The 24,670-nt window shown below is 71.7% G+C and carries 21 protein-coding genes; 14 read left to right on the forward strand and 7 right to left on the reverse strand.

The genetic code is table 11. The features are described 5' to 3' along the window. Positions 1–135 precede the first annotated feature (135 nt). The 5 genes from HNP84_RS37935 to fdhD all read left to right on the forward strand — a co-directional run bounded on the left by HNP84_RS37935 (position 136) and on the right by fdhD (position 6,751). On the forward strand, positions 136–1,128 hold the full coding sequence (locus HNP84_RS37935) for a 2-dehydropantoate 2-reductase (RefSeq protein ID WP_185054869.1): 993 nt from the start codon (positions 136–138) through the stop codon (positions 1,126–1,128). Positions 1,129–1,192: 64 nt separating this feature from the next. Then, on the forward strand, positions 1,193–3,142 hold the full coding sequence (locus tag HNP84_RS37940) for a molybdopterin oxidoreductase family protein (protein ID WP_185054870.1): 1,950 nt from the start codon (positions 1,193–1,195) through the stop codon (positions 3,140–3,142). A gap of 7 nt (positions 3,143–3,149) precedes the next feature. Further along, a complete protein-coding gene (locus HNP84_RS37945; protein WP_185054871.1) occupies positions 3,150–5,033 on the forward strand; it encodes an NAD(P)H-dependent oxidoreductase subunit E in 1,884 nt (627 codons plus the stop codon). Beyond that, a complete protein-coding gene (locus HNP84_RS37950) occupies positions 5,030–5,917 on the forward strand; it encodes a 2Fe-2S iron-sulfur cluster-binding protein (RefSeq protein ID WP_185054872.1) in 888 nt (295 codons plus the stop codon). The genes HNP84_RS37945 and HNP84_RS37950 overlap by 4 nt, the downstream gene beginning before the upstream one ends. A gap of 3 nt (positions 5,918–5,920) precedes the next feature. Then, entirely contained in the window at positions 5,921–6,751 is an 831-nt protein-coding gene (gene fdhD, locus HNP84_RS37955; RefSeq protein ID WP_185054873.1) for a formate dehydrogenase accessory sulfurtransferase FdhD, read from the forward strand. Between the two features lie 433 nt (positions 6,752–7,184). Here fdhD and HNP84_RS37960 read toward each other — a convergent pair whose 3' ends face one another. After that, positions 7,185–7,505 carry a hypothetical protein gene (locus tag HNP84_RS37960; RefSeq protein WP_185054874.1) on the reverse strand — a complete coding sequence of 107 codons (321 nt, stop codon included), beginning with the start codon at positions 7,503–7,505 and terminating at the stop codon, positions 7,185–7,187. 472 nt (positions 7,506–7,977) lie between these two features. Between HNP84_RS37960 and HNP84_RS37965 the strand changes: the two genes are divergently transcribed. Genes HNP84_RS37965 through HNP84_RS37975 form a run of 3 tightly spaced genes read left to right on the forward strand, consistent with a single transcriptional unit; the run spans position 7,978 to position 10,477 of the window. Continuing rightward, a complete protein-coding gene (locus tag HNP84_RS37965) occupies positions 7,978–9,225 on the forward strand; it encodes a helix-turn-helix domain-containing protein (protein ID WP_221337274.1) in 1,248 nt (415 codons plus the stop codon). 15 nt (positions 9,226–9,240) lie between these two features. Further along, positions 9,241–9,714, forward strand: a complete 474-nt coding sequence (locus HNP84_RS37970) for a hypothetical protein (RefSeq protein ID WP_185054875.1) — start codon at positions 9,241–9,243, stop codon at positions 9,712–9,714. Positions 9,715–9,757: 43 nt separating this feature from the next. Continuing rightward, a complete protein-coding gene (locus tag HNP84_RS37975) occupies positions 9,758–10,477 on the forward strand; it encodes a transglutaminase domain-containing protein (protein ID WP_345600048.1) in 720 nt (239 codons plus the stop codon). A 126-nt stretch (positions 10,478–10,603) separates the two neighbouring features. Here the strand turns inward: HNP84_RS37975 and HNP84_RS37980 are convergent, their stop codons facing one another. Both HNP84_RS37980 and HNP84_RS37985 read right to left on the reverse strand, forming a co-directional pair. Then, on the reverse strand, positions 10,604–11,551 hold the full coding sequence (locus HNP84_RS37980) for a tetratricopeptide repeat protein (protein WP_185054877.1): 948 nt from the start codon (positions 11,549–11,551) through the stop codon (positions 10,604–10,606). Between the two features lie 79 nt (positions 11,552–11,630). Beyond that, positions 11,631–12,569 carry an ArsR/SmtB family transcription factor gene (locus HNP84_RS37985; RefSeq protein WP_185054878.1) on the reverse strand — a complete coding sequence of 313 codons (939 nt, stop codon included), beginning with the start codon at positions 12,567–12,569 and terminating at the stop codon, positions 11,631–11,633. Positions 12,570–12,829: 260 nt separating this feature from the next. On the opposite strand from HNP84_RS37985, the gene HNP84_RS37990 reads away from it, so the two are divergent. Beyond that, positions 12,830–13,414 carry a hypothetical protein gene (locus HNP84_RS37990; RefSeq protein WP_185054879.1) on the forward strand — a complete coding sequence of 195 codons (585 nt, stop codon included), beginning with the start codon at positions 12,830–12,832 and terminating at the stop codon, positions 13,412–13,414. 99 nt (positions 13,415–13,513) lie between these two features. Here HNP84_RS37990 and icmA read toward each other — a convergent pair whose 3' ends face one another. Next, positions 13,514–15,187, reverse strand: a complete 1,674-nt coding sequence (gene icmA, locus HNP84_RS37995) for a coenzyme B12-dependent isobutyryl-CoA mutase large subunit (protein ID WP_185054880.1) — start codon at positions 15,185–15,187, stop codon at positions 13,514–13,516. Between the two features lie 41 nt (positions 15,188–15,228). Next, a complete protein-coding gene (locus HNP84_RS38000) occupies positions 15,229–15,732 on the reverse strand; it encodes a MarR family winged helix-turn-helix transcriptional regulator (RefSeq protein ID WP_221337280.1) in 504 nt (167 codons plus the stop codon). Between the two features lie 437 nt (positions 15,733–16,169). Between HNP84_RS38000 and HNP84_RS38005 the strand changes: the two genes are divergently transcribed. Then, positions 16,170–17,933, forward strand: coding sequence for a hypothetical protein (locus tag HNP84_RS38005; RefSeq protein WP_185054881.1), 1,764 nt, complete (start codon positions 16,170–16,172; stop codon positions 17,931–17,933). A gap of 31 nt (positions 17,934–17,964) precedes the next feature. Then, positions 17,965–18,660 carry a DUF4230 domain-containing protein gene (locus HNP84_RS38010; protein WP_312926673.1) on the forward strand — a complete coding sequence of 232 codons (696 nt, stop codon included), beginning with the start codon at positions 17,965–17,967 and terminating at the stop codon, positions 18,658–18,660. 49 nt (positions 18,661–18,709) lie between these two features. Here the strand turns inward: HNP84_RS38010 and meaB are convergent, their stop codons facing one another. Both meaB and HNP84_RS38020 read right to left on the reverse strand, forming a co-directional pair. Further along, positions 18,710–19,672, reverse strand: coding sequence for a methylmalonyl Co-A mutase-associated GTPase MeaB (gene meaB / locus HNP84_RS38015; RefSeq protein ID WP_312926675.1), 963 nt, complete (start codon positions 19,670–19,672; stop codon positions 18,710–18,712). 101 nt (positions 19,673–19,773) lie between these two features. Then, on the reverse strand, positions 19,774–20,967 hold the full coding sequence (locus HNP84_RS38020; protein WP_185054883.1) for an acetyl-CoA C-acetyltransferase: 1,194 nt from the start codon (positions 20,965–20,967) through the stop codon (positions 19,774–19,776). An 83-nt stretch (positions 20,968–21,050) separates the two neighbouring features. Here HNP84_RS38020 and mce point away from each other — a divergent pair, with 83 nt between their 5' ends. The 3 genes from mce to HNP84_RS38035 all read left to right on the forward strand — a co-directional run bounded on the left by mce (position 21,051) and on the right by HNP84_RS38035 (position 24,669). Beyond that, positions 21,051–21,479 carry a methylmalonyl-CoA epimerase gene (gene mce, locus HNP84_RS38025; RefSeq protein WP_185054884.1) on the forward strand — a complete coding sequence of 143 codons (429 nt, stop codon included), beginning with the start codon at positions 21,051–21,053 and terminating at the stop codon, positions 21,477–21,479. Positions 21,480–21,701: 222 nt separating this feature from the next. Further along, on the forward strand, positions 21,702–23,036 hold the full coding sequence (locus HNP84_RS38030) for a DivIVA domain-containing protein (RefSeq protein ID WP_185054885.1): 1,335 nt from the start codon (positions 21,702–21,704) through the stop codon (positions 23,034–23,036). 259 nt (positions 23,037–23,295) lie between these two features. After that, on the forward strand, positions 23,296–24,669 hold the full coding sequence (locus HNP84_RS38035; RefSeq protein WP_185054886.1) for an AI-2E family transporter: 1,374 nt from the start codon (positions 23,296–23,298) through the stop codon (positions 24,667–24,669). Position 24,670 lies beyond the last annotated feature (1 nt).

The following is a 24,670-nucleotide window of genomic DNA, read 5'->3' on the forward strand; positions in this document are numbered from 1 at the left end:
GGCGGGGCGCCGGACGCGCCCTGCGGCGCACCGGCGGACACCGGGATCACCTGCATGGGATCACCCCTTCCTTGACCCTCATAATTCCATACTGTATACCGAATGCAAGGGGCCTGCGAGAACGGGAGCTGATTTGTGAGAGTCGCTGTTCTTGGCGCCGGCGCCATCGGCGCGTACGTCGGCGCCGCCCTGCACAGGGCCGGTGCTGAAGTCCACCTGATCGCCCGCGGTCCTCATCTTCGCGCGCTGCGCGAGTCCGGGGTGCGCGTGCTGAGCCCGCGTGGCGACTTCTCCGCCCGCCCGAACGCGACCGACGACCCCCGGGAGGTCGGTCCTGTCGACTACGTCTTCCTCGGCCTGAAGGCCAACTCCTACGCCGCGGCCGGGCCCATGGTCCAGCCGCTCCTGCACGACAAGACCGGCCTGATCGCCGCCCAGAACGGCATTCCGTGGTGGTACTTCCACAAGCTGGCGGGGCCGTACGAGAACTACCGGATCGAGAGCGTCGATCCGGGCGGCGCGGTCACCGCCGCGCTGCCGCTGGAGCGGGCGATCGGCTGCGTCGTGTACGCCGCGACCGAGATCGAGTCGCCGGGCGTGATCCGCCACCTTGAGGGCACGCGCTTCTCCATCGGCGAGCCCGACGGGTCGATCTCCGAGCGGTGCAAGGCGTTCAGCGAGGCCATGGTCGCGGGCGGGCTGAAGTGCCCGGTCGAGGCCGACCTGCGTCACGACATCTGGGTCAAGCTGATGGGCAACATCGCCTTCAACCCGATCAGCGCGCTGTCGCGGGCCACCATGGCGGGCATCTGCCGCCACGACGGCGCCCGCGAGCTGGTCGTCGCGATGATGCGCGAGACCCTGGACGTGGCCGAGCGCGTCGGCTGCAAGCCCAGGATCTCCATCGAGCGGCGGCTGGCCGGCGCCGAACGGGCCGGGGAGCACAAGACCTCCACGCTCCAGGACCTGGAGAAGGGCAAGCCGCTCGAACTGGACGTGATCCTGGCCGCGGTGGTCGAGCTGGCCGACCTGACCGGCGCCGACATCCCCACCCTGCGCGCGATCCACGCCGTGGCCGACCTGCTGAACGAGCAGATCACCCAGGCATCCCTGGCGAGGGCGCTGTGACCTTGTCGGCACGGGAGCCGGTGAATACCGTAGGCTGCATACAGAATTCGATGAAGGGATCGGCATGAAGAACAAGCGCGCCGAGCCATATGACCGGCTCACCCATCCGCTGGTCCGGGAAGACGGCGTGTTGCGGCGGGCGTCCTGGGAAGAGGCGCTCGACCGCGCGGCCGAGGGGTTCCGGCGCAACGTCGAGGCGCACGGGCCCAACGCGTTCGCCATGCTGTCGTGCGCCCGCTCCACCAACGAGATGAACTACGTGGCGCAGAAGTTCACCCGCGCGGTGATCGGCACCAACAACGTCGACTCCTGCAACCGCACCTGCCACGCGCCCAGCGTCGCCGGGCTGTCGGCCGTGTTCGGCAGCGGCGGCGGCACGTCCTCCTACCAGGAGGTCGAGGACACCGACGTGATCATCATGTGGGGTTCCGCCGCGCGCAACGCCCACCCGATCTTCTTCCAGCACGTGCTGAAGGGCATCCACAACGGCGCCCGCATGTTCGCGGTCGATCCGCGCCGCACCGGCACCGCCCAGTGGGCCGACCTGTGGCTCGGGCTCAACGTCGGCACCGACATCCCGCTCGCCCACGCCATCGCCCGTGAGATCATCCACGCCGGCCTGCACAACACCACCTTCATCGAGCGGGCGACCACCGGCTTCGAGGAGTTCCGGCGCTGCGTGGAACCGTGGACCCTGGAGGTCGCCGAGCGGGTCACCGGCGTCCCCGCGTCCGCGATCAGGGAGCTGGCGCACGCGTACGCGCGGGCCGACCGGGCCCAGCTCTGCTGGACGCTCGGCATCACCGAGCACCACAACGCCACCGACAACGTACGCGCGCTGATCAACCTGGCCCTGCTCACCGGGCACGTGGGCCGCTACGGCTCGGGCCTGTCGCCGCTGCGCGGGCAGAACAACGTGCAGGGCGGCGGCGACATGGGCGCGATCCCCAACCGGCTGCCCGGCTTCCAGGAGATCCTGGACCCCGCGATCCGGGCCAAGTTCGAGGGCGCCTGGAACACCAGGATCCAGCCGCGCCACGGCCTCAACCTCACCCAGATGCTGGAGGCCATGGGCGAGGGCGAGGTCACCGCCTGCTACATCATCGGCGAGAACCCGGTGCAGTCCGAGGCCGACTCCCTGGCCTGCATCAAGCGCCTGGGCATGCTCGACCACCTGGTGGTGCAGGACATCTTCCTCACCAAGACCGCCCGGATGGCCGACGTCGTGCTGCCCGCCACCGCGGCGTGGTGCGAGACCGAGGGCACCTTCACCAACTCCGAGCGCAGGGTGCAGCGCGTACGCCGGGCGCTGGAGCCGCCGGGCGAGGCGCGCGACGACATCTGGATCCTGTGCGAGCTGGCGCGCCGGCTGGGCCACGACTGGCACTACGACGGCGCCGAGGAGGTGTGGAACGAGCTGCGCTCGCTGTCCCCGGTGCACGCCGGCATGACGTACGCGCGGCTGGAGGAGCACCAGGGCATCCAGTGGCCCTGCCCGTCGGAGGACTCGCTGGAGCCGCCCTTCCTGCACGGCAGGCTGTGGGAGACCGACCCGGTCAAGCGCGGCATGCCGGCGCCGTTCGCGGTGCTGGAGCACTCGCCGCCGGTGGACGAGCTGGACGAGGAGTTCCCGCTGCGGCTCACCACCGGCCGCCGCCTCGACTCCTACAACACCGGGGTCCAGTCCTCCGGCTTCGCCTCGCCGCTGCGCCGCGGCGAGACCATCGAGGTGTGCCCGGAGGACGCGCTGCGGCTCGGCCTGACCGCCGGTGAGGAGGTGCGGATCAGCTCCAGGCGCGGCTCGGTGGTCGCCCCGGTCTACATCGACCCGGCGCTGCGGCCCGGCCTGGTGTTCATGACCTTCCACTTCCCCGACGAGGTCGACACCAACGCCCTGACGATCGAGGCCACCTGCCCGATCGCGGGCACCGCCGAGTTCAAGGCGGCGGCCGTGCGCATCGACAAGCTGACCGCCCCGGTGAGCGAAGAACTCGTCCCCGCGAAGGCCGGGTGACCCGCAGATGGATCTTCGGTTCCGCGACGCCGAACCGAGCGACGAGGAGCGCGCCGCCGTTGACGCGCTCCTCGGCCCGCCCGCCACGGCGTGGGAGGGCGGGCTGCGCACCGACGAGGACCTGCGGGTGGCCGCCGCCGCCGAGAGCCGGCGCGACCTGCTGCTGCCCGCGCTGCACGCGGTCAACGACCGGGTGGGCTGGATCAGCGAGGGCGCGCTCGACTACATCTGCCGCCGGCTGACCGTGCCGCCGGCCGAGGCGTACGGCGTGGCCACGTTCTACTCGCTGTTCTCGGTCACGCCGCGCCCGGCCCGGGTGCTGCACGTGTGCACCGATCTCGTCTGCCAGGCCAAGGGGGCGGCCGGGTTGTGCGCCTCCCTGGAGGAACGGCTGGGGCCCCCGGGGTCGTCCTGGCAGCACAGCCCGTGCCTGGGCCTGTGCGAGCGCGCTCCCGCCGCGCTCGCGCTCCAGGCCGGCGACCCGCCATCCTCGGCGGTCCACGGCCCGGTCACCGGACCCGATCTCGTCGCGGCCGAGCTCGCGGCGACGCCGGAGACCGGGCCCGCCGACGTGTCCGAGACGCCCGGGAGCGCAGAGCCGCCGGCCGAGGCCGCGGTGCCGCAGGCCGGCGATCCCGGCCTGGTGCTGCTGCGCCGGATCGGGGTCGTCGATCCCGGCGACCTGGACGACTACCGGGCCAACGGCGGGTACGCCGCGCTGCGCCGGGCGTTCGAGATCGGCCCGGCCGCGATCATCCGTGAGGTGCTCGACTCCGGGCTGGTGGGCAGGGGCGGCGCGGCCTTCCCCACCGGCCGCAAGTGGGAGGCCACGGCCCGCCAGCCCGACCACCCGCACTACCTGGTGTGCAACGCCGACGAGAGCGAGCCGGGCACGTTCAAGGACCGGGTCATCATGGAGGGCGACCCGTTCGCGCTGGTCGAGGCCATGACGATCGCGGGTTACGCGACCGGTTGCCACAAGGGCTACCTCTACATCCGCGGCGAGTACCCGCGCGCCATACGCCGGCTGACCCACGCGATCGAGACCGCGCGCTCGCGCGGCCTGCTCGGCGCGGACGTCATGGGCCAGGGCTACGCCTTCGACATCGAGCTGCGGCGCGGCGCGGGGGCGTACATCTGCGGCGAGGAGACCGCGATCTTCAACTCCATCGAGGGGCAGCGCGGCGAGCCGCGCAGCAAGCCGCCCTTCCCGGTGGAGAAGGGCCTGTTCGGCAAGCCGACCGTGGTCAACAACGTGGAGACGCTGGTCAACGTGCTGCCGATCCTGCTCGGCGGCGCGCCCGCCTACGCCGCGATCGGCACCGGGAGCTCGACCGGCACCAAGCTGTTCTGCCTGTCGGGCAACGTGCGCCGGCCCGGCATCTACGAGCTGCCCTTCGGCGCCACCCTGCGCGACCTGCTGACCCTGGCCGGCGGCGTGCCCGAGGGCCGTACGCTGCGGGCCGTACTGCTCGGCGGCGCGGCCGGGGCCTTCGTCCGGCCCGACGAGCTGGACATCCCGCTCACCTTCGAGGGCACCCGCGCGGCCGGCACCACCCTCGGCTCCGGGGTGGTGCTCGTCCTGGACGACGGCGCCGACCTGGTCAAGATCCTGCTGCGCATCGCGGAGTTCTTCCGCGACGAGTCCTGCGGCCAGTGCGTGCCGTGCCGGGTCGGCACCGTGCGCCAGGAGGAGGCCCTGATCAGGCTGTCCAAGCGCCCGGACTCGGGCGACCTGGCCCTGCTGCGCGAGGTCGGCCGGGCCATGCGCGACGCGTCCATCTGCGGGCTCGGGCAGACCGCGTGGAACGCGGTGGAGTCGGCCATCGACCGGCTCGGCGTCTTCTCCCCGGCGTCCCCCTCCACGTTCCCCTCGACGGAGGCGAAATGACCATCCCGCTCCGGCCGCCGCGCCGGCTCGTCGACATCACCGTGGACGGCGAGGAGGTGCGGGTCGCCGAGGGCACCACGATCCTCGACGCCTGCGGCGACTCCGGGCCGTGCTCCGGCAAGAAGGACATCCCCACGCTCTGCTACGGCGACACGCTCACGCCCAAGAACGCGTGCCGCGTGTGCATGGTCGAGGTCGAGGGCTCGCGCACGCTCGTCCCGGCCTGCTCCCGCCGGGTGGAGCAGGGCATGGTGATCAGCACCGACAGCGAGCGCGTACGGCACAGCCGCAAGCTCGTGCTGGAGCTGCTCGGCTCCTCCACCGACCTGTCCACCACGCCCCGGGCCGAGGAGTGGATGGAGCGGTACGGCGCCGACCCCGCCCGCTTCGGCCCCGACGCGGCCACCGTCGAACAGCCGCCGAAGGTGGACAACGACCTGTACGTCCGCGACTACGGCAAGTGCATCATGTGCTACAAGTGCGTGGACGCCTGCGGCGAGCAGTGGCAGAACACCTTCGCCATCGCCGTCGCCGGGCGGGGCTTCGACTCCCACATCTCCACCGAGTTCGACGCGCCGCTGACCGACTCGGCCTGCGTCTACTGCGGCAACTGCGTGGAGGTGTGCCCGACCGGGGCGCTGTCGTTCAAGACCGAGTTCGACATGCGCGCCGCCGGCACCTGGGACGAGAGCAGGCAGACGCAGACCACCACAATCTGCGCGTACTGCGGTGTCGGCTGCAACGTGACCCTGCACGTCCAGGACAACGAGATCGTCAAGGTCACCTCGCCGCACGACAACCCCGTCACCCACGGCAACCTGTGCATCAAGGGCCGGTTCGGCTTCCAGCACGTGCAGAACGTCCCCACCGGGCAGAAGGACTGATCGATGACGCGGGTCATCGCCAAGCGGCGCATCCTGCGGGTGCGCGAGGCGGGCCACAGCCACCGGGTCGACTCGCTGGCGGCCGAGGAGCCGCTGGAGATCCGGCTCAACGGCCGCCCCCTGACGGTCACGATGCGCACCCCCGGCGACGACTTCGACCTCGCCTGCGGCTTCCTCGTCAGCGAGGGGGTCGTGGGCGCGGCCGGCGACGTCAGCACCATCCGCTACTGCGCGGGCGCGACCGTGGACGGGTCCAACACCTACAACGTGCTCGACGTACGGCTGGCGCCGGGCGTACCGGAGCCGGCCGGCAGCCTGGAGCGCAACTTCTACACCACCTCGTCGTGCGGCGTGTGCGGCAAGGCCAGCCTCGACGCCGTGCGCACGGTCGCCCGCTGGGAGGTCCGCGACGACCCGCTGACCCTCTCCGCCGACGTGGTCGCGGCCCTGCCCGGCCGTCTCCGCGAGGCACAGCGGGTCTTCGACCGCACCGGCGGCCTGCACGCCGCCGGCCTGTTCACCCCCGGCGGCGAGCCGCTGTGCGTCCGCGAGGACGTCGGCCGGCACAACGCCGTGGACAAGCTCGTCGGCTGGGCACTGCGCGCCGACAGGCTGCCCCTGCGCGAGAGCGTCCTGATGGTCTCGGGGCGCGCCTCGTTCGAACTGGTGCAGAAGGCCGTCATGGCCGGCATCCCGGCCCTGGCCGCCGTCTCCGCACCGTCCTCCCTGGCCGTGGAACTGGCCGCCGAGTCGGGCCTGACCCTCCTCGGTTTCGTCCGCGGCACGTCCATGAACGTCTACACCGGCGAACACCGCCTGCACGACGCCGCCTGACCCCCGGACGAGGAACCGGGCGACGGTCCGCCCCCTTACGTCGCCCGTTTCCTCAAGGGGCGTGTCCGGTCGATCTTGCCGTACGAGCGGCGTCGTACCGGCAGGCCGGAGACCGCCCGGACACGCCCCTACCTCGCGCGTAAGCAGCCCCGCCCCTCGTTACCCAGTTGCCGGACCGCCCTGCGCGCGGAAATCGCCTTCGCTTCGCTCAGCCGCTCTTCCAGTGTCGGGCTTCGCCCGACGCTGGCGCCCTCAACCCGCCCGGTTACCACGGTCGTCGATCACCTGCCAATGCAGGTCCATCCGAGGGCGCGCCGCGCGGGAACCACCCTGATCGACCGCCCCACGGACTCATCCTTGAGCCGGATCACCCGCCGCCATCTCCCAGGACGTGAACGACTCCACGGTGGCGGCCAGCATCAATTCGCACCGATCACCAACCCGCCTGAGGCGCTCCCGGCCCATCACGAGCGCCGCCGCGCCGCAACTCGTGGTACCGGAAGACGATGCGCCGAACGACTCGTTCCAGGTCGTCGGCCTCATTCACGGCGATCGTGTATCGCCGATGCCTGCTGTTCCAAGAGGTCCGCCACCAGAACACTTCGCCGTCGGTCCACACAAGGAAATCGATCCATACCGACACCACGGCCAGCCCGTGACCGCCGTTCACATCGGCTGCGATTCCCTGGGCTTGCAGACCGTGGCGCAACTTCAGCGCGGCATGAAGGGATGCGGAATGGCCCATCAGCAACATCCGCTCTCGTCGCCCGATACGGGGCAATAGGCAGGGGAACCGCTGATCAAAGACCATTCCTCATCCGTCAACGGTGTACCGTCCAGTGCCACAGCCGCCTCCTCCACGGCGGAACGAGGAAGGGCCCAGCCCCGAATGAGATCGGCGACCACCGGATTCTTCACCTCTCGTGCCACCATAACGGCCAGGCTGGAGCGAACTCGGATGACCACGTCCTGAGTGGCGTCAGCGATCACATAGGGCGGTGGGCTTCCGTGTCCCGCAGATCCTGGCGACACGTCTCCATGTCGCTGCGACGCGAAGGAGCGGCTAGGCCATCGGGGCGCGGGCGGCTCCCTACGGTTACCGTGTGCGTCCATGTATCGATCGTCACAGTGCGTCACGGCCTCGTGAATGCTGTAGTCCTATCAGGCCCGGAACCATTCGCTTCACGAATAGAGGTGCCGCTGCTGGTCGCGCCTAATCTAGAGTCATGGATCGGGAATCCGGCAGTCTGCCGCCTCAGTTCTGGTCTTCACCCGCCGTGGCCAGAGCCCTGGCGAAATGCGACATTCCCGCTGTACTCACCGAAGTACAGCACGTCCGCGGATGGACACAGGCGCAGCTTGCCGAGGCAGTGGGGTACTCACAGAGCTGGGTTTCCAAGGTTCTGCGCGGCAAGCAGCCACTCACCCTGGACCAGGTGCGGACGATATCGCACCAAATCGGAATACCGATCCGTCTGCTCCGGTTCGACACTCTGGAAGAGGGCGATCAAACGAAACGGCGAGATTTCAGCAAGGCGATGGCGCTCGCCGCCATCGCCACTCAGTTGGGACACGACAGGGCCGACGAGGCCACCGCATCCATCCTCACCACGATCACCGGCGCGCAGCGTCGCCTCGAGGCCACCACTCCCGCCCGAGAGCTGACACGCACGGCGGTGGCGCATGTGGAAATGGCCAGGCGCACTCTGAGCCGTACGTCCGGGACCCCGTTCGTCTCCGACCTCTGCGCGGCGGTCAGCGAGGCCGCCGGATTCACCGCGTGGCTCCACGCCGACATGCACGACACCGGCACCGCCCGCACGTACTACCGGCTCGCGATCGATGCGGCGCGTAAGGCCGATCACGCGCTGCTCGCGGCGTACATGCTGGGCAGCCTGGCGACATTCGACATCGAGAACGACGATCCAGCACTCGGACTCGCGCTGCTGAACTCCGCCCGTCGCGAAGTCGGCAACCGGCCGCCCGCGATCGCGCTGGCCTGGCTCGCCGGCCTGACGGCCCTTGGTCATGCCACCGCGAGCAACGAGCCGGAGGCCAGGAGAGCGCTGAGAGAGGCGGAGGCCGCCGTAGAGGCCAGCCAGCGCACCGCGGCGCCGCCGTGGCCGTGGGTGTTCCCCTTCGATCACGCCAAACTGGCCGGATACCGCGCACTCGCCATGGTGAGATTGGAACGCCCGGCAGAGGCGGTCTCCGCCTTCGCCGAGTCCCTGTCTTCATCCCAGCCCGCCCACAAGCAACGCGGTGTACTCGCGATCGAGATCGCCACCGCGCGATTGATCGCGGGAGACCTCGATGAGGCGTTCCGGCTGGCGCAAGAAGCCCTGACTGTGGGCGTCACCTACCAGTCTGAGCGGGTGATCCAACGCGCTCGCCGCTTCCGCCACCGCTATACCGGTCCCGTCACCACTCACGTAAGGGCATTCGACGATCAGCTCCGTGCAGTCCTCCTGTAGAAAGCAGCCAACCACATGCGAATCGCGATCTCCGGCCACCGCGGGCTGTCCGCCGCGACCAGTGCACTCATCGACAAAGCCATCCGTGAGGCGCTGGCTCGGCATGCGCCGAATGTCACCGGGATCTCCTGCCTCGCCGACGGCGCCGACCAGATCTTCGCCCGTGCGGTGATCGAGCTGGGCGATGCACTGGAGGTGGTGGTCCCCGCCGAGAAGTACCGGGACGGGCTGCCCGCCGAGAGTCATGCCGAGTACGACGAGCTGATGGACGCCGCGAGCGTGGTTCACCGGCTGGGCTTCCTCGAGTCCACCTCCGAGTCTCACATGGAGGCGAGCAGATTCATGCTGGACCAGGTCGATGAGCTGTACGCGGTCTGGGACGGGCGGCCGGCGCGCGGCTATGGAGGCACCGCGGACGTGGTGGCCGAGGCCCGAGCGCGCGGCGTGCCGGTACGCGTCATATGGCCGGAGGGCGCGTCCCGGGACTGAGCGCCGTCGCCCGGCCAGGGCAGGTCGCCCGTAGGATCACATCGTGAAGCCGTTCCTCTCGGGGTCATGGTGCCCTCGGCCTGCCGGACCGCCCCGGGAAGCGGTCGAGGGCGGGCCGGCGGCCACCCCCATCCTGGATTGGGGCCATCCCCGGGTTCTGGAGCTGGCGGCCGAGGTTCGGGGCACGAGCGCGGGGACCGAGCGGGATCTGCTGATCACGGCCCACCGGCTCATCGCCGCGCGGGTTCGTCCGGTGTATGCGATGAACGAGAAGCAGCCCGTCTCCAGAACCCTCCTCCTCGGTCGTGGATCGTGCAGCCAGCGGCTGGCGCTGCTGGAAGCGGTGGCGCGGGCGTGCGGGATCGCCAGCCGGGTGAGGGGGTTGCTCGTGGACGGGCGCTTCTGGCACGCGCGCTTTCCCCGGTTGCGGGCGCTGGTCCCACGCCGTGTGGTGCTCGCCTGGCCGGAGTTCCTGCTCGCCGGCCGCTGGGTGCCGGTCTCGGAGTTGTACGGCGACCTGAGCACGTTGCGGCAGGGGGGCGGGTTCAGCAACACCGGGGGCGAGACGCTGTTCGACGCGGTCGCCCGTACCGCCGTGGACTGGGACGGCGTGACCTGCTCGTCATGCGATCTGTCCGGCCACGTGCTGGCCGATCTGGGGTGGTTCAGCTCCCGCGACGCCTTGTTCCGGGCGCACGGCCAGACGTTGTGCCTGCCGGTCCGCATCCCCGCCGACCTCGTCATGGGGCGACGTACGGCTTAGCGCCCGCGATGCGCCAGGAGCGGCAGGTCAGCCGGGCCGGCAGGACCTGGGCCGGGTCGCGGGGCCGGGCGGGGAGCCCGGCCCCGGGATGAGCGTCCGAGCGGAGCGAAGGCCCCCGGGCGTCGCTCAGAAGAGGGCGCTGGCCAGGGAGCGGCGGGCCGAGGCCAGGACCGGGTCTCCTGCGGGGAGGGTCTCGAACAGGCCGAGCAGGTGGACGCGTACCTTGTCGCGGTCGGCGCCGGAGGTGCGCTTGATCACGCCGATCAGCCGGTCGAATGCCTTGTCCACGGCGCCGGAGAGCATCTCCAGGTCGGCCATCTGGAGCTGGGCGTCGAGGTCGGCCGGGTCGCCGGCGCGGCGCTGGACGTCGGCGGGGTCGAGGCCCTCGGTGCGGGCGATCAGGCCGAGGCCGGCCAGGCCCATCTTGGCGTCCTCGTTGGCGGGCTGGCGGGCGAGCACGCGCTCGTAGGCCGCCTTGGCCGCCGCCATGTCGCCGCGGTCGATGGCCTGCTCGGCGGCGAGCAGGTCGGGGTCGCCGGGCGGCTGCTGGCCCTGGGCCTCCTGGCCGGCCTCGGCACCGGGCGGCGGGAGGTACTGGGCCAGGGCCTCCATGAGCTGGTCGAGCCACTGGCGCACCTGGGCCTCGGGGAGGGCGCCCTGGAAGCCGGTCACCGCCTGGCCCTGGAAGATCGCGAGTACGGTGGGGATGCTCTGCACCCGCAGCGCCTGGCTGACCTGAGGGCTGGCGTCGACGTCGACCTTGGCCAGGATCCAGCGCCCGCCCGCCTCGGCCGCCAGCTTCTCCAGGATCGGGCTGAGCTTCTTGCACGGCTCGCACCAGGTGGCCCACAGGTCGAGGATGACCGGGGTGCGCATGGAGCGCTCGATCACCTCGGCGGAGAAGGTGGCGTCGGTCACGTCGATGACGTTCGTGCCCGCTCCCGCGCCGCCGGCCTGCTGGCCCTGGGCGGCGGCGGCCTCTCGGCGCGCCTGTGCTTCGAGTGCCTGCTTGCGCGCGCCGAGGTCCACGGCGCCGTAGAGCGATCCGGGTCGATTGAAGTCCGCTGGGCTCATACCCCAATCCTGCCGCATAGTCATGGGTCACCGTACGCGGCGGGGCGCTTGTCCCCGCAAATGGCCACAGCGCGGATGGCTAGAGCTCGAACAGGTCCAGGAGCGCGTCGCCGCGGCGGGTGCGGGAGACCCAGACCTCGCGGCCGCGGCGCTCGCGGGTGATCAGGCCCGCGGCGGCCAGGCGGTCGCAGTGGTAGGTGATCGCGCTGGGCACCGTGCCGGCCTGGCCGGCGAGGCGGCTCATGGTGGTGGGGCGGGCCAGCGCGGCGAGCAGGCCGGCGCGTACGTCGCCCAGGACCGCGGCCAGTTCTTCCCCGCGGCGCTGCTCGCCTTGGTCGTACCAGAGCCTGTCGGCCCCGGGGACGGGGTAGGCGATCCACACCATGCCGGGGTTGTCCAGGTTGACGATGACCGAGTCGCGGCCGGCCAGGGTGGGCACCAGGACGAGGCGGCGCTCCCCCAGGTCGTATCCGCTGGGCTGGAGGTCGCTGATGCGCAGGGCCCCGCCGGTGTAGACGATGCGGTCGCTGAGCGTGCCGAGCAGCGCGTCGAGCCCGCCCCGTACGACGGCCGCCCCGACGCGCTCGACCTCGCGGTCCAGCGCCTGCCGCGCCCGCTGCCACAGCGGCTCCACCACCGACCAGACGTTGTCCACGGCCGTCGCGTAGCCGTGCAGCCACCGCTTCGGGTGAGCCACCGCCGCCTGCCAGTGGGTCGGCACGTTCTCGCCGCCGAACGCCTGCTCCAGGTCCTCCATCAGGACCTCCGGCGGCACGTCGCGCAGCCAGGCGACCTGGAACTCCACCGGGATGTCGCCGACCGGGGTCAGCGGCACGATGCTGTCGGGCGCCACGGAGTGGCCGGGCACGCCGAGGGGGCGGGTCGCCTCCCACCCCTCGGGGGCGACCGCCTCCTGCACGGCGCGCCGCCACGGTTCGGGCAGCCCCCTGCGCCGTCCCGCGACAGCATCGGCTAATACCGCCAATGTCGTGACCTGCGGCGATATCGATACGCTCACCTGTGGAGTGGGCCCGATCCGCAGCTCACTCCACACCCCAGGTTGTGTGCGCTGCACCATACCCCCGCAGTACTCCCGCAGTCGCTCCGCTCTGGTCCCGTTGCAGCACCATAACGAATCATTTCTTTGTGGGACGAATCCTTCAAAGAACCTGGAAGTAATCGAACCGGTCATTCCCACATTCCGTGAAGCGGAACTCCGGGCCTTCCGGGAGCCGCCAGACTGGCCGCCCCAAGCGAAGAACCAGGAGGACCTTCCGGATGCCGTTCTCACTCGCCCGCGTCATCGGCCGCCCGCTCGCGGCCGGCCTCGCCCTGGCGCTCGGCGCGACGCTTCCCGCCGTGGTCGCCGCGCAGCCCGCCGCCGCGAGCGTCCGGACCGCGAGCGCCGACGGCTCGGTCGCGGTCGCGCGGGTCAAGATGTACGAGCTCGTCACCAAGGACGGCGGCTTCTTCTACACCGCCAGCGCGACCGAGCGGGAGAGCGCGATCACCAAGCACGGCTTCAGGCCGACGCAGACGCCGCTGTACTACGTCTCGACGTCGGCGGGTCCCGGCCTCAAGCCGCTGTACCGGCTGCGCTCCACCGCCCGCGCCTCCTACCTGGTGACCGGTTCCACCGACGAGCGGGACAGGCTCGTCGCCTCCGGCAGGTTCCGGTACGAGGGCGTGCTCGCGTACGCCCCCGCCTCCGCCGGGGCGGCCGGCGGCGGAGTCGAGATCTTCCGGCTGAGCAACCAGGGCAAGTGGCGCCTGGCCATCGAGTCGCACAAGGACAAGATCCTGGCCAACGAGCCCGGCTGGCGCCTGGACGGCCCGCTGTACTACCAGTTCACGACCCCGTAGCACACCACCACCGAGTAGAGCCACCGCGTCCCCCGGGGGTCACCCATCCTGCCCCCGGGGGCGCGGTTCTTCCCGTTCACAAGCGCATGAGCGCGGGGATCAGAAGCGCGGCGGCTCGGCGTACGTGCCCCACTCCGCGCGCAGGGCGTCGCAGATCTCGCCCAGCGTGGCCTCGGCGCGGACGGCGGCCATCATCGGCGGGATCATGTTCTCGGTGCCGCGGGCCGCCTGGACCATGCGCGCCAGGGCCGCGTCCACGGCCGCCTGGTCGCGGGCGGCGCGGCGGGCGGCGAGCACCCGGGTCTGCTCGCGCTCGACCTCGTGGCCGACCCGCAGGATCTCCAGCGGCTGCTCCACCGTGGCCGTGTGGCAGTTCACCCCGACGATCTTCTTCTCGCCCTTCTCCAGCTTGCGCTGGTAGTCGAAGGCCGCCTCGGCGATCTCGGACATGAACCAGCCGTCCTCGATGCCGCGCAGGATGCCGGCCGTCATCGTGCCGTCGCCGCCCATGTCGCGGATCTTGACGAAGACGGCCTCGGCCTCGGCCTCCAGCCGGTCGGTGAGCGCCTCGACGTACCAGGAGCCGCCGAGCGGGTCGGCGACGTTGGCCACCTCGGTCTCCTCCATGATGACCTGCTGGGTGCGCAGCGCGATCTCCGCGGCCTTCTCCGACGGCAGCGCCAGCACCTCGTCCAGGGCGTTGGTGTGCAGTGAGTTGGTGCCGCCCAGCACCGCCGCCAGGGCCTCGATCGCGGTGCGGACGATGTTGTTGTCGGGCTGCTGCGCGGTGAGCGACACCCCGGCCGTCTGGGTGTGGAAGCGCAGCCACTGCGCCCGCTCGGTGCGCGCGCCGTACACATCGCGCATCCACCGGGCCCAGATGCGGCGCGCGGCCCGGAACTTGGCGATCTCCTCGAAGAAGTCGATGTGCGCGTCGAAGAAGAACGACAGGCCGGGCGCGAACACGTCCACGTCGAGACCGCGCGACAGGCCCAGCTCGACGTAGCCGAAGCCGTCGGCCAGCGTGTACGCCAGCTCCTGCGCCGCCGTGGCCCCGGCCTCGCGGATGTGGTAGCCGGAGACCGACAGCGGCTTGTACGCCGGGATCTCGGCCGCGCAGAACTCCATCAGGTCGCCGATCAGCCGCAGATGGGGCTCGGGGGCGAACAGCCACTCCTTCTGCGCGATGTACTCCTTGAAGATGTCGGTCTGCAGCGTGCCGTCGAGCGAGCCGATCGGCACGCCCTGCCGCTCGGCGGCCACGAGGTACATGCAGAAGATCGGCACGGCCGGTCCGCTGATCGTCATGGACGTGGTGACCTCGCCGAGCGGGATGCCGTCGAACAGGACGTCCATGTCGGCGGCGGAATCGACGGCGACGCCGCAGTGGCCGACCTCGCCCAGGGAGCGCGGGTCGTCGGAGTCGCGGCCCATCAGCGTGGGCATGTCGAACGCGACCGACAGCCCGCCGCCGCCCGCGCCGAGGATCATCTTGTAGCGCTCGTTGGTCTGCCTGGCGTTGCCGAACCCGGCGAACTGGCGGATCGTCCAGGGCTTGCCCCGGTAGCCGGTGGCGTACAGGCCGCGGGTGAACGGGTACTCGCCCGGCCAGCCGATGCGGGCGAACCTGGGGTCGGCCGTGCCCGGGGGCGGGCCGTAGACGGGCTCCACCTCCAGGCCGGACAGCGTGCGGAACTCACCCTCGCGCCTGCGCGAGCGGTCGTAGCGCTCCTGCCAGCGGCGGCGTCCTTCTTCGATCTCCGTGGCGTCCATGTCGCCTCCCGGCCGCGAAAAAACTAGGACGTCCGACTATCCTAGGCGGCCGGCGGCACGAAGTCGCCCGCGGCCACCCGCAGCGTCCGCAACTGCTCGAACATCGCCTCAAGCTCCGCCTCGCCGTACATGTCCATGCAGAAGCCCGCGCCCATCAGGTCGTCCGTGGCCCGGCGCACGACGTCGCGGCCCGCCGGGGTGATCTCGGCGAGCACGCCGCGCCCGTCGCGCGGGTTGCGCAGGCGGCGGACCAGGCCGGAGCGTTCCAGGCGGTCCACGGTGTTGGTCACGCTGGTGGGATGGACCATCAGCCGCTCACCGATCTTGGACAGCGGCAGCGAGCCGGCTTTGCTGAAGGTGAGCAGCACCAATGCCTCGTACCGGGCGAAGGTCAAGTCATGGGGCTTGAGCAGCGCGTCCAGTTGCGACAACAGGATCTGGTGCGCTCTCATGATCGATGTGACGGCGGCCATGGCCGAAGACGGTCCGAAGTGAACGCGCCACGACTCCGCGGCACGCTCGATCGGATCGAACGGCAAGTTCAACGACTTGGGCTGACCGGTAGGCACAGCGATTACGGTAGCGCGGCCTCGTCCCGGTTCGCCCGCTTACGTTGCGTAGCCGAATTCGCGGCTTGACCAAAGAAGCCGTACGCGAAACATCACGTTCAGTTATGGTTCTCGCACGGATTGGTGAGGCCGAGGCCAAGCGGCCGCGCGACGGGACGGGTGTGTCCGCCGCCGTCCCGCCCAGCCGGGCCTGCGGGGGCGCAGGCCGGGGCGGCGCCGATGGGGATCGGCGCCGGGCTGGGCGCAGCGCCGGGCGCGGCCGGGTCACGCACGGCACGGGGGGTGCTTGATGACTAGCAGGTCGCCATCAGGGGGCGACGGGACCCGCGAGATCGGCAGGACGTGCGCGCGTACCGGTCGGTGCGCGCCCCGGGGCGGCGAAGCGTGCGCGAAGCGCCGGCGCACGCGCGCCCGTGCGTAGGCACCGGGGCGTCTCGCGCGCGGAGCTCAGGCAGAGCGCGGCGGTCACCGTCACCGTCCTGCTCGCGCTCGGGCTCATGGCCGCGTGGAGCGTCCTCATTCCGGGTGTAGACGCGTGGGAGAACATCGTCGTGGCCGTCATCGGCTCGCTGCGGCTGACCGGGCCGGTGGCGGCGGCGTTCGCCTCCTGGGTGGCGCTGCGCAAGCGCCGCGCGCTGACCAGGCGGCGCAGGTGGGCGGCGCGGCGGCCGCCGCTGACCGCCTGGCAGGCGATGAAGGTCCCGCTGGCGATCATGGGCGTGGTCGCGGGCTCGTTCGCCGCCACGGTGATGGTGCTGGCCGCCCGCGGCGTGCTCACCGAGCAGGCGGGCAAGCTGCCGCCCAGCGGGCTGGCCATGGGCATGGCGGGCCTGACCCTGTACGTCGTGATCGGCTGGATCGCGGGCTGGCTGCTGCCCTGGCACGGCACTCCGGTGCTGGCCGCGCTGGGCTGCTACGGGCTGTTCACCTGGCTGATCACCGGATCGAGCTGGGCCGACAGGCTGGCGCCCGCCACACAGGAGCCGTACGACGTGTTCCAGGGGCTGAGCGCCGCGGCGCTCACCGACCAGACCCTGTGGCTGATCGGCGTGAGCGCCGCGCTGCTGCTCGGCTGGGCGGCGCTGGTCACCCGCCAGGCGCTCGTGCTCGCCGGGGCGGGGCTCGCCGTACTGGCGGCGGCGACCGGGGTCGCGCGGCTGGTGAGCGCGCCCGTGCCCACCTCGGCCCAGCCGGTCGTCTACAGCTGCCAGGAGTGGCCGATCACGGTCTGCGTGCACCCCGGCATGCGCGGCGGCCTCACCGACCTGGGCGCGGCGTTCACCACGGTCGCCTCGCGGCTGGCGGGCACGCCGGGGGAGTTCACCCGGGTCGAGCAGCGGCCCCGGCGCGAGCGCGGCGGCCTCGGGCCGGGCACCGTGCCGGTGCACGTGGACGACCTCGCCGCCGGGTTCGCCGACGAGGCCGTGGCCGAATACCTCGACAGCCTGGCCCAGAAGTGCACCGACCCCGTCTCGGCCGGATACCGCGCGATCGTCATGGCCTGGCTGCGCGGCGACCCGCTGCCGCCCGGCCACCTGCCCGAGCACCGGTACGCCGTCGGCTACTTCAGCGGCATGACCGAGTCGCAGCGGCGCGGCTGGCTGCGCATGTACTACACCGACTTCACCCGCTGCACGCTGCGCGAGGAGCACTTCGGCGGGCCCCGGCCCTGGGCCGAGGCCGCGCCCGGGCAGCGTACCGGGACGGCCGGGGGCCAGGCGCCCGGCTCGCACATGCCCGTCGCCCCGGAAGTTCCCAGCACCGGCGCCGAGGGCAACCCGGGCGGCACGGCGCGCGAGCAGGGCGTGCCCTCGGGCGTGCCCGCCGCGCCGCGGCGGCCCGCCCCCGAGACCCCGGCCCCGCTCGCCCCGGCGCCGGGCACGACGGCGGCGCCGCTGGGCACCGCGCGCGCCGGCGACCCGATCGACGGGGCCCCCACCGCCGACCCGAGCCACGGGTCGGGCGAGGAGCGGCCCGGCGATCCGGCCATGCGCGGGCGCGACGCCCTCCGCCACGGCGACCCGGGACGCCGCGAGGCCGAGCGCACCCGCCGCGAGGCCGTGCGGCAGCGCTCCGATCCCTCCCGGCGCGCGCCCCACGAACCCCTGGTTCACCGGCCATCTCAGTACATGCCGGAAGATCAACGAGAATGGCCGGGAACGATCAGATCCATGTGAGAAGGTCCCGCCCCGGGGAAGGAGAACCGTTGTGACGCCCAAGGCTCCCACTCCCCCCGACGCGCCGGCGGCCCCCACCGACGACGCACCCCGCAGGAGCAGGCGCGCCTGGCGCCTGCTCGCCGGCTTCCTCGTCATCGTCGCCCTGCTCGTCGTGGGCGCCAGGCTCACCTGGGCCTGGCTCGACCCCTTCGGCGAGCGGGCGATCGACCGCAGCCAGCCGGCCCTGTTGCAGTCGATCCAGGACCTCAGCAGGTTCGAGGCCGCGACCGGCAACTTCCAGGTGGTGGTGGACCTGGAGAAGGACGCCGCGTTCCTGCCCGACGCGATCAAGGGCACGCGCACGCTGTTCGTGGGCGCGGGCAGCGTGGACGCGTACGTCGACTTCGCCGGGCTGACCGCGGGCGCGATCTCGATGAACGCCGACCGCACCGAGGTCACCGTACGGCTGCCGCGCGCCCAGTTGGAGAAGCCGAGCCTGGACAACAAGCGGTCCTACACCTACCACCAGCAGCGCGGCATCCTGGACCGGGTGCAGGACTTCCTGTCCTCCTCGCCGCAGAACCAGCAGGAGCTCTACGTGCTGGCCGAACGCAAGATCGCCGACGCGGCGGCGGCGAGCGACCTGCGCGCCCGCGCCGACCAGAACACCAAGATCATGCTGGAGGGCCTGCTCAAGTCGCTCGGCTTCACCAAGGTGACCGTCAAGTACGCCGACGAGCCCTGACCCTGGCCCTGACCCTGACCCGCCGCCTTGACGAAGGCGCGGGCGGCGCTCAGGAGGGCAGGGTGGCGAGCAGGGCGTCGGCGGCGGTGTAGGGGTCGGTGGCGCCCGCGACCACCTCGGCGGCCAGGGAGTCGAGCCGGGCATCGCCGTGCACGGAGAACCGGGAGCGCAGGGCGGTCACCGCGATCGACTCGATCTCGTCGCGCGCCCGCGCCAGCCGCCTGCGGGCCAGCTCGCCCGACTCCTCCAGATGGCGCAGGTGTCGGTCGAGCGCGTCGAGCAGATCGTCCGCGCCCTCGCCGCGTACGGCGACGGTGGGCACGATGGGCGGCTTCCACGGCCGCTCCACCAGGGCGATCATGTTGCGCAGGTCGCGGATCGCGGCCTGGGCGCCGTCGCGGTCGGCCTTGTTGACCACGAACACGTCGGCGATCTCCAGGATGCCCGCCTTGGCCGCCTGCACACCGTCGCCCATGCCCGGCGCGACCAGCACGATCGTGGTGTCGGCCAGCGAGGCGACGTCCACCTCGGCCTGCCCGACGCCCACGGTCTCGATCAGGATCACCTCGCACCCCGCCGCCGCGAGCACCCGGGTCGCCTGCGGCGTGGCCCAGGCCAGCCCGCCGAGGTGCCCCCGGCTGGCCATGGACCGGATGAACACCTCGGGGTCGGTCGCGTGGTCCTGCATGCGAACCCGGTCGCCCAGCAGCGCCCCACCGGTGAACGGGCTGGACGGATCGACCGCGAGCACCCCCACCCGGAGCCCCCGCTCCCGGAACCCCCGCACCAGCATCGACGTCGACGTCGACTTCCCCACGCCAGGCGCCCCGGTCAGCCCGACGACCCACGGCGGCGGCCGCTCCCCCGCCGCCGCACACAGCTCCGCCGTGATCTCCCGAACCTCCGGCGCCCCGTCCTCCACCAGCGAGATCAGCCGAGCCACCGCCCGCACCCGCCCCGCCCGCGCCTGCTCGACAAGCTCAAGGCTGTGCCCACGGCCCGTGCTCCGCACGGGCGGACTCGGCCGCCCCACAGGGTCACGCCTTCCCTCGGTCCAGGCACGACCCGCGCCCGAGTCGGGCGGGGGCCGTTCCGGGGGCGGGGGCATGGCGGTCAGGAGGAGGTGGTGGGGACGCGGAGGATGAGGGCGTCGCCCTGGCCGCCGCCGCCGCAGAGGCCGGCGGCGCCGAGGCCGCCGCCGCGGCGCTTGAGCTCGTGGGCGAGGGTGAGGACGATGCGGGCGCCGGAGGCGCCGATGGGATGGCCCATGGCGATGCCGCCGCCGTTGACGTTGACGATGTCGAGCGGGACGCCCAGCTCCTTGACCGACTGGAGCACGACCGCGGCGAACGCCTCGTTGATCTCGACGAGGTCGAGGTCGGAGACGGACAGGCCCTGCTTGCCCAGGGCGTGCTTGATCGCGTTGGCGGGCTGGGACTGGAGGCTGTTGTCGGGGCCCGCCACGTTGCCGTGGGCGCCGATCTCGGCCAGCCACTCCAGGCCCAGCTCCTCGGCCTTGGCCTTGGACATCACCACGACCGCGCACGCGCCGTCGGAGATCTGCGAGCTGGACCCGGCGGTGATGGTGCCGTCGGGGGCGAAGGCCGGGCGCAGCTTGGCCAGCGCCTCGACGGTGGTGTCGGGGCGGACGCCCTCGTCGGCGGCGAACGAGATGGGCTCGCCCTTGCGCTGCGGGATCGAGACCGGGACGATCTCGTCGTCGAACACGCCGTCCTTGGCCGCGGCGGCGGCGAGCTGGTGGGAGCGGACGGAGAGGGAGTCCTGCTCCTCGCGGGTGAGCCCCAGGCGCTTGTTGTGCCGCTCGGTGGACTCGCCCATGGCGATCTGGTCGAAGACGTCGGTGAGCCCGTCGAAGGCCATCGAGTCCAGAATGTCGGCGCCGCCGTACTTGACGCCCTTGCGCAGGCCCGGCAGCAGGTGCGGCGCGTTGGTCATGGACTCCATGCCGCCCGCGACCACGATGTCGAACTCGCCCGCCCTGATGAGCTGGTCGGCCAGCGCGATGGCGTCGAGGCCCGACAGGCACACCTTGTTGATGGTCAGCGACGGGACCGTCATCGGGATGCCCGCCTTGACGGCCGCCTGGCGGGAGGGGATCTGGCCCGCGCCGGCCTGGAGCACCTGGCCCATGATGACGTACTGGACGGCCTCGGGGGCGACGCCGGAACGCTCCAGCGCGGCCTTGATCGCGATGCCGCCCAACTCGACGGCGGACATCCCGCTCAGGGAGCCCAGCAGGCGGCCGATGGGCGTGCGGGCCCCTGCGACGATGACGGAACCGGACATCACTGCCTCCGCGTGAAAGGAGTGTCGGCGACTTTGACACGATACCCAGGAGCACTTCGGCGCTTGCCATGGAGGTAGGACACATGTTTCTGCGCATCGACCATGTGGGCATCGCCTGCCACGACCTGGAGGAGAAGATCGCCTTCTACGAGTCCACGTTCGGCCTCACGGTGGTGAGCCGCGAGGTCAACGAGGAGCAGGGGGTGAAGGAGGCGATGCTGCACGTGGCCGAGGGCGAGGGCGGCGCGTCGTACGTGCAGTTGCTCGAACCGCTGAGCCCCGAGACCGCCGTCGGCAAGTTCCTGGCCAAGCGGGGCGAGGGCGTGCACCACATCGGGTACGGTGTCGCCGACGTGACCAGGGCGCTGCAGGAGATCGCGGGCAAGGGCGTACGACTGATCGATTCGCGTCCGCGGCACGGATCGATGGGCGCCGCGATAGCCTTTCTCCATCCGAAGGACGTCGGAGGGGTCCTGACGGAGCTGGTCGAGGCACCAAGGAGATCATCCTAGTCGCTGGGGCGCAGCGAAAAAACGTTCATACGTAACAAGTCGCGCAGAAAGTCTGAGGGGGCCTCCAACGCGGCAGCGGCGGAGTACGCTGCCTACCACCGGACGTGGATCCGCTGTCGGTGCGTGCGCGCGAGCGCGCACCGGGCTCGGGCTCCCCGCCCCGGAAGTCCGCTCCCCCGTCCGGCCCGTGTAGCCGTCTCGACAACCCAGGATCGAGCCTCCATGCAGTCCGACATCGACGCCCAGCTCAACAACTTCTTCGAAGACGCCCCCGCGCGGGAGTTCGACGTGGTGCTCCGGGGGTATGACCGGCACCAGGTCCACGACCACCTCAAGACGCTCGACACCGAGCTGCGCCAGGCCCGCGAGCAGATCCAGAACCTGCAGCGCGAGCTGGCCGACTCCCAGCGTCAGCTTCAAGAGCAGGAACGCCCGACGTATTCCGGGCTGGGCGCGCGCATCGAGCAGTTGCTGCGCCTCGCCGAGGAGCAGGCGACCGAGCTCGTGCAGGCCGCCAGGGCCGAGGCCAACGAGATCAAGGCCGCGGCCAAGGTCGACGCCGCCGACATGCGGGCCCACGCCGAGAACGAGGCGGCCGAGAAGCGCGCCCTGGCCACCCGCGAGGCCGAGGAGATGCGCACCTCCGCCGAGCGCGACGCGGAGGAGATCCGCTCCACGGCCCGCCGCGAGGCCGACGAGCTGACCTCGACCACCGAGCGCGAGGTCGCCAAGCTGCGGGCCACGGCCGACCACGAGGTGGCCGAGAAGCGCGCCGACGCCGAGCGCGAGATCGCCAAGCTGCGCACCACCACCGAGCGCGAGGTGGCCCAGCTCCGCGCCTCGACCAAGCGCGAGCGCGACGAGATCCTCACCACCGCCAAGCGGCAGGCCGACGAGATGCGGGCGCAGGCCCAGCGGGTCCTGGAGGAGTCCGAGGCCAAGCGGGCGCAGGACGAGGCCGAGTTCGAGATCCAGCTCGCCGCGCGGCGCGAGGAGGCCGAGCGGCAGGAGGCCGAGCGGCACGCCACGGCGCAGGCCGCCACGCAGAAGCTGGTCGCCGAGGCCGAGCAGCGGGCCGCGACGGCCGAGCAGCGCGCCACCAAGGCCACCCAGCAGGCCGAGCAGACCCGGCGCGAGGCCGACACCCACGCCAAGCAACTGCTGGCCAACGCCAAGAAGAACGCCGACCAGATCGTCGCCGACGCCAAGGCGAGCGCCGAGACCATCGTCAGCGAGGCCAAGGCCGAGGCCGAGCGCAGCCGCTCCTCCGCGCAGCGGCAGGTGGACGAGCTCACCCGGCAGCGCGACAGCATCACCAGCCACCTCGCCCAGCTCCGCCAGCTCCTCGGCGGCGCGGCGCTGCCGGGCATGGACCCGGAGCCGGCGATCTCCGCGGCCCCGGCCAAGCCGGCCCTGGCTCCGTCCAACGGCGTCGACAAGCCGGCCCCGGTGGCCGCGGCGGCGCCCGCTCCGGCTCCGGCCCCCGCGCCGGCTCCGGCACCGGCTCCGGCCAAGAGCACGGCTTCCGAGGACGACTCGGAGTGGTGGCAGGAGTAGCACCAGGCGCGTACGAAAGGCGCACCCGGCGCGGGCTTCAGGCGTACGCCGCGGTGGGCCGCTGATCTCGGGGCATTGACGACGGCTGACGGGGAGAGCCCGGCGACCGAGCACATCGGTCGCTAGGCTCTCCCCGTTCGTTACCGCCCGCCATGTCCCACTATTTCCGACAAAATCACCACGTATCACGACGTAACACCAACAGGCGGCGAACGGGCGTACGACCGTACCCGATCGAGTCCCAAGGAGCGCTTCCCCCGTGTCCGAGCAGCCCCCGGGTCCTCCCGAGGACGACTCCGCCCCCGCCCCCGTCACGACCGCGCCCGCCCCCGGAAGCGCCGCCGCAGCCGGCGCTCCGGGGCGGGACGGCGGCGACGGCGCGTCCGACGGCGGCAAGGCCACGCTCCATGGTGGCGACGCGCCGGCGGACGGCCGGGCGGACGCCGCGGGACGGCCCGCCCACGAGGCCGTACCGGCCGAGGACGCGGGACGGCCCGCCGTACCGGCCGATGACGCCGGGAGGGCCGCTCTCGTGCCGGCCGGGGACGCGGGAAGGGCCGCTCTCGGCCCGGCCGACGACCCGGTCGCGGCGCTGGCGGGGGGCAGGCCGTTCGGCAAGAGCCCGTTCGTGTTCGGCCTGACCGCGGCGCTGGGCGTGCTGACCGCGATCGGGCTGGCCCAGGCGCTGGTCAACGCGCGCAGCGTGATCGTGCTCATCGTCGTGGCGATGTTCCTCGCGGTCGGGCTGAACCCGGTGGTGGAGGCGATGACCCGGCGCGGCATGGGACGCCGCTGGGCGATCTCGATCGTGTTCAGCGGGGTGATCGCGTTCTTCGTGCTGTTCGGGCTGGCCATCGTGCCGCCGGTGAGCCAGGAGACCGCGGCGTTCGTCTCGGCCGTGCCCGGATACGTCGAGGAGCTGACGCAGAACCCGACGCTCCGGCAGCTCGACGCCGAGTACCAGCTCCTGACCAGGATCCAGGAGTACATCACCAGCGGCGGGCTGGCCGCCACCGTGGCCGGGGGCATCGTGGGAGCCGGCGCGGTGGTGCTCAACGGGATCTTCTCCGGCTTCACCGTGCTGGTGCTGACCCTGTACTTCCTGGGGTCGCTGCCCACCATCAAGGAGTACCTGCTGCTCCTGGTGCCGATGAGCCGGCGGCCGCGCACCCGGGCGATGGGCGATGAGATCCTGACCGGCATCGGCGGCTACGTCGCCGGCAACGTGCTGATCTCGGTGATCGCGGGCGTGCTGTCCTGGCTGTTCCTCACCGTCGCCGGAGCCGACTACGCCCTGGCCCTCGCGCTGGTGATCGCGGTGACCGACCTGATCCCGCTCGTGGGCGCGACGATCGGCGCGGTGATCGTGACCGGCGTCGGGTTCCTGCAGTCCGTGCCCCTGGGCATCGCGTGCGCGATCTTCTTCCTGATCTACCAGCAGGTCGAGAACTACGTGATCTATCCCAGGGTGATGAAGCGCTCGGTGGACGTGACGCCCGCGGTGACGGTCATCGCCGCGCTGTTCGGGGGCACGCTGCTGGGCATCGTGGGCGCGCTGCTCGCGATCCCGGTCGCCGCCGCCCTGGCCCTGATCATCCGGGAGGTCGTGGTGCCCCGCCAGGCGCGGGCGTGAC

It is taken from the genome of Thermocatellispora tengchongensis (assembly GCF_014202315.1).
In the GTDB taxonomy this organism is placed as follows: Bacteria; Actinomycetota; Actinomycetes; order Streptosporangiales; family Streptosporangiaceae; genus Thermocatellispora; species Thermocatellispora tengchongensis.

Bases quoted from the DNA above. Each gene is read 5' to 3' on its own strand.
- HNP84_RS37940 (WP_185054870.1), top strand. From the start codon at position 1,193: ATGAAGAACAAGCGCGCCGAGCCATATGACCGGCTCACCCATCCGCTG.
- HNP84_RS37965 (WP_221337274.1), top strand. From the start codon at position 7,978: ATGGATCGGGAATCCGGCAGTCTGCCGCCTCAGTTCTGGTCTTCACCC.
- HNP84_RS37980 (WP_185054877.1), bottom strand. From the start codon at position 11,551: ATGAGCCCAGCGGACTTCAATCGACCCGGATCGCTCTACGGCGCCGTG.
- HNP84_RS37970 (WP_185054875.1), top strand. From the start codon at position 9,241: ATGCGAATCGCGATCTCCGGCCACCGCGGGCTGTCCGCCGCGACCAGT.
- HNP84_RS38020 (WP_185054883.1), bottom strand. From the start codon at position 20,967: ATGTCCGGTTCCGTCATCGTCGCAGGGGCCCGCACGCCCATCGGCCGC.
- mce (WP_185054884.1), top strand. From the start codon at position 21,051: ATGTTTCTGCGCATCGACCATGTGGGCATCGCCTGCCACGACCTGGAG.
- HNP84_RS38030 (WP_185054885.1), top strand. From the start codon at position 21,702: ATGCAGTCCGACATCGACGCCCAGCTCAACAACTTCTTCGAAGACGCC.
- icmA (WP_185054880.1), bottom strand. From the start codon at position 15,187: ATGGACGCCACGGAGATCGAAGAAGGACGCCGCCGCTGGCAGGAGCGC.
- HNP84_RS37990 (WP_185054879.1), top strand. From the start codon at position 12,830: ATGCCGTTCTCACTCGCCCGCGTCATCGGCCGCCCGCTCGCGGCCGGC.
- fdhD (WP_185054873.1), top strand. From the start codon at position 5,921: ATGACGCGGGTCATCGCCAAGCGGCGCATCCTGCGGGTGCGCGAGGCG.
- HNP84_RS37950 (WP_185054872.1), top strand. From the start codon at position 5,030: ATGACCATCCCGCTCCGGCCGCCGCGCCGGCTCGTCGACATCACCGTG.
- HNP84_RS37960 (WP_185054874.1), bottom strand. From the start codon at position 7,505: ATGTTGCTGATGGGCCATTCCGCATCCCTTCATGCCGCGCTGAAGTTG.
- HNP84_RS37945 (WP_185054871.1), top strand. From the start codon at position 3,150: ATGGATCTTCGGTTCCGCGACGCCGAACCGAGCGACGAGGAGCGCGCC.